The 4,661-nt window shown below is 38.4% G+C and carries 1 protein-coding gene; it reads left to right on the plus strand.

The window, feature by feature from the left end:
• On the plus strand, positions 1 to 4,661 hold a 4,661-nt coding region (locus PMI10_RS12055), incomplete at both ends, for a beta strand repeat-containing protein (RefSeq protein ID WP_007808206.1).

The raw sequence follows: 4,661 nt of genomic DNA on the forward strand, positions 1-4,661 counted from the left end.
CCATCAGCTGCTTTATCGATTACGAGCGTTGTTGGAACGAATGTAAACTGTAACAATGACAATTCACAGATTACGGTAACCGCAGCAGGCGGAACACCGAATTACACCTATGCCTTTGCAAAAAGCCCATCAACAGTTCCAAGCTCTACTTATGGAAGCAGTGCTGTATTAACAGTAGATACTAATTCATCAGCTGATTTAGTTTGGGATGTTTATGTAAAAGATGCCAATGGATGTACAGCGAAAAGCACCGTAACAGTTGTTAGTGATCCTACACCATCAGTAACAGCATCGGTAACGAACCAATGTACGGCTTCAGGCAGTACATTTACTATAACAGCTGCAGGAACAGGCGGAACAGGAACATTAACATATGGAATCAATGGAGCCACTGGTTCATTCCAGGCAGGAAATACATTTACTGTTGCCTCAGGAACCTATACAGTTTGGGTAAAAGACGGCAATGGATGTACAGCATCGGCAACACCAGTTATTGTTTATCCACAATTGACAGCTTCATCAGCAGTAACCAAAACATTAGATTGTTCAGCCAGTGCAAATGCGGTAATAACTACTACCATAACAGGAGGAAAATCACCTTATACTTATACAGTTAAAAAAGGATCAGGAGCAGCAAGTGCTTCGAGTGCAGCCAGTGCGGCTTTAACTTTTACTTATAGTGTAAGCAATGTTAATGCAGACACTTATACTTTTGAAATTACTGATGCTAATGGTTGTAAATCTACATCCACGGCTACAGTAAGTCCAATTACTAATCCAACAGTAAGTGAGACACACGTAAATCCATTATGTAACGGAAATGCAAACGGTTCAGTACAATTAACAGGAGCAGGAGGTTCAGGAGGTTACACCTATAGTGCTGACAATGTTACTTTTACAGCAAGCAGTTCATTTACAGGATTAGCAGCAGGAACATACACTTTTTATGTAAAAGACAGTAAAGGCTGTTCAGGAACAGTTACCGCTACATTGGTTAACCCAACAACAGTTGGAGTTTCAGCAGTAGTAACAACACCATTTAGCTGTAGTGCCACAAACACAAAAGTTGCAGCACTTATTACAGTAACAGGTTCTGGCGGAAATGGAACTTACACTTACAGTTTCAATAACGGAACATCATATGGTACAAGCAATACATTATCGGTAAATGATAATGGAAGCGCTCAATCATTTAATATCATTGTAAAAGATGGAAATGGATGTTTATCGTCTGTTCAGAATATTAATTTAGCACCATTAAACCCGCCAACAATTTCGGGAATAACAAGTTCACCGATTTATTGTGCACCGGTTGCCAGTACAACAAGTACAGTAACAGTTGCTACAACATCAGGAACAGGAGTTGCCCCATTGGCTTATACCATTACCTCAGGTCCGGTTATCAATACAACAGGAGCTTCATCAGGTATTTTCACAGGATTGACAGCAGGTACTTATACTTTTAAAGTAACGGATGCCAATGGCTGTTTTGCGATTCAGTCTTATACTGTTAATCCGGTTACTCCAATTGCTGTTTCTGCTACCAAATTAACTGATGTAGATTGTTTTGGAGGAAATACAGGGTCGATTCGTTATAATGTAAGCAACTTTACTACTTATAGTTATGCTATAAATTCAGGAGCTGCAGTTACCGGACAAACTGCAAGTACATTTACTTTGCCAAACTTGGGTCAAGGGACTTATAATGTAGTTTTCACTGACCAAACTACGGGTTGTACTGCTTCAACATCAATTACTATTTCACAACCGGCAGCAACTTTATCTGCTACTTTTACTACGGTAAATGCAAATTGTAATGTTGCTACTTCTACAGTTACAGTTACTCCGGCAGGAGGAACGCCAAATTATACTTATTCTTTTGTAGCTGATAACGCAGCAGCAGGAACATATGTTGCTTCTAACACTGCTAATCTTGATCCTGCTTTGGCATGGGACGTTTGGATTAAAGATACAAAAGGATGTACTTTTAAATTAGATCTTGTAATTGCTAAAGACTCAGCACCAACAACAGTTACTGCCACTGGTGCAGGTTGTTTGGGGACAGTGGGTGGTTATTCTATTACTGCTGCAGCTAGTGGTGGTACAGGAACTTTGTCTTATAGTATTAATGCAGGAGCTTCTTATCAGGCGTCTAATACTTTCGCAATAACAACAGTGGGCACTTACACTATTCGTGTAAAAGATGCTAACGGCTGTATTGCTGATAGTAATCCGGTTATTGTAGCGCCTCAATTAACTTTGAGTGCAGTTTTAAACAAAGATATTACTTGTAATCCAGCACCAACGGCTGCACAAATTACTTTAACTCCAACAGGGGGAGCCGGACCATTTACATATACAAGTTCTCCAAATACAGGATCTTTTGTCGGAAATGTATTTACTACAAGTACAGTGGGTAACTACACTTTCACAGTTACAGATAATAATTCCTGTTCAGCTTCAACAACAACAGGAATTGTTGTTACACCAACTGTTAACCCTGATATTACAGGGGTAACCCAAACACAATCTATTAATTGTAATGGAGATGATACAGCAGCGATAACTATAGCAATCGATAATACTAAAGGATTAGCTCCTTTTGTATTTAATGTATTGAATACTACGACTGGAATTAATTATGGAACACAGACCTCTGGTTTAGCAGCCGGTAACTATACTATTACTGTAACTGATGCGAAAGGTTGTACAGATACACAAATATTTAATATTGCTCAGCCTTTAGCTATTATTGTGAATCACCATGCTGTTCCAATTACTTGTAATGGTTCAGGTATCTCAAAAGGTTCTGTAATAGTTGATAGTGTTACAGGAGGAGTTGGACCTTATGATTACATCGTAACGGGTGTTAATGGATATAATAATTCTGAATTAAATAATGCAGGTACTACATCAGTTAGTTTTAACGTAGTTGATTTTGGACTATATCAAATTAATGTAGTTGATGCTAATGGTTGTTCTAAGTTAGTTCAAAATGTACTGGTAGCTTCACCACCAGATGATTTAGATATTACGGTTTCAGCAGCACCAGCTGTTTGTTCAGGACCAGGATCAGCTGTTGTTGCCGTAGGTTCTTCACCTACGAGCACTATTGGTACAGGTCCGTTTTACTTCAGTTTATATACAGGTTCTGCACCTTCTTACCCAGCAGGTACCTGGTTAGCGGAAGATGCTGTAGGCAGTAAACAAACTACATTCACTAATTTGATACCAGGAGTAACTTATACCTTTGTAGTATATGATGCCGATGCGGCTCATGGTGGAACAGGAACAGGATGTTACTATTATGAAACTTCTCAATTTCCAATTGGAACAAGTTCTACCATTACAGTTAATCCTATAGTGGCAAATAATATTACATGTAAAGGTGCCGCAAACGGTAATGTAACGTTTACTATTAATCATACTTATGGAGTAGCTACACCGGTTACGTATCAAATTTATAATTCACAAACTGTTATGCCGGTTGGAAGTTCAGTGAGTACAACTGTACCTGCTGGTGGATCATTAGCAGTGAATAATTTTGGTTCGTTGCCTTTTGGTAATTATTTTGTATTGATTACAGAAGATGCAGGTGCAACAAATGCAGGCTGTAGTGCAACTTCAGCTCCATTTGCTATTACAGAATCAGCTATTGATTTATCAATTACTGCAACTAAGATTAAAAATGTTAATTGTAATGAAGATGGTGTAATTGCTGCTCAGGCCAAAGATGGTACAGCACCTTATACTTATCAATATTTGTTAGCGTCAGCTACTGCACCAACGGCTGCAACAGCAGGTTGGATTAGTAATACTACTTTTGCAACAAGTACAACAGGAAATTATATTGTTTACGTTAAAGATGCTTACGGTTGTATTAAAAATGCTCCTGTAACTTTAGATGCAGATGATGCTCCTGTAATTAATGCACCGGCAGCTCCAATTTGTTATGACGGAAATGCATTTACAATTACTTTCTCTGGTACAGTAGATCCGGATATAATTGGCGGAGCTACTTATAGTGTAAACGGAAGTACTTTCCAGACTTCACCAAGTTTTACTTTTAATGCTGCAGGAACTTATAATTTGGTAATTAAAGATGGAAATGGCTGTACAGAAAATGTTGATTATGAAGTATATCCTAAACTAAATTTATCTGCATCATTAACTAAAGAATTAGATTGTACAGTAACTCCTGATGCAGAAATTACTTTGACAACAACGGGTGGAAATACAACTCCAGCCGCTAATTATACTTATGAAGTATCTTTCAATAGTGGTGCATTTGCAGCTGCGGCTAATCCATATACAGCAACAACTGCTGGAAATTATGTGTTTAGAGTTACTGATGCGAATAATGCAACAGTGTGTCAAACGACAACCAGCTTCGATTTAGACCCAATTACGCCAACAGTATTTACAACAACAGAAACGAATGTAAGTTGTAATGGCGGTACTGATGGTACTATAACAGTAAATGTAAGTTCCGGAGTTGGTCCTTACGAATATCAATTGGATGCTGGAGCTTTCCAAACATCTAATGTATTTACAGGCTTAGCAGCAGGAACTACTTATACTATTACGGTTAAAGATGCAAAATCATGTCTTTACCCAAAAACTCCAATTACGATAACTGAGCCGGTTCTTTTGGCTGCGAC

It is taken from the genome of Flavobacterium sp. CF136, from assembly GCF_000282055.1.
GTDB lineage: Bacteria > Bacteroidota > Bacteroidia > Flavobacteriales > Flavobacteriaceae > Flavobacterium.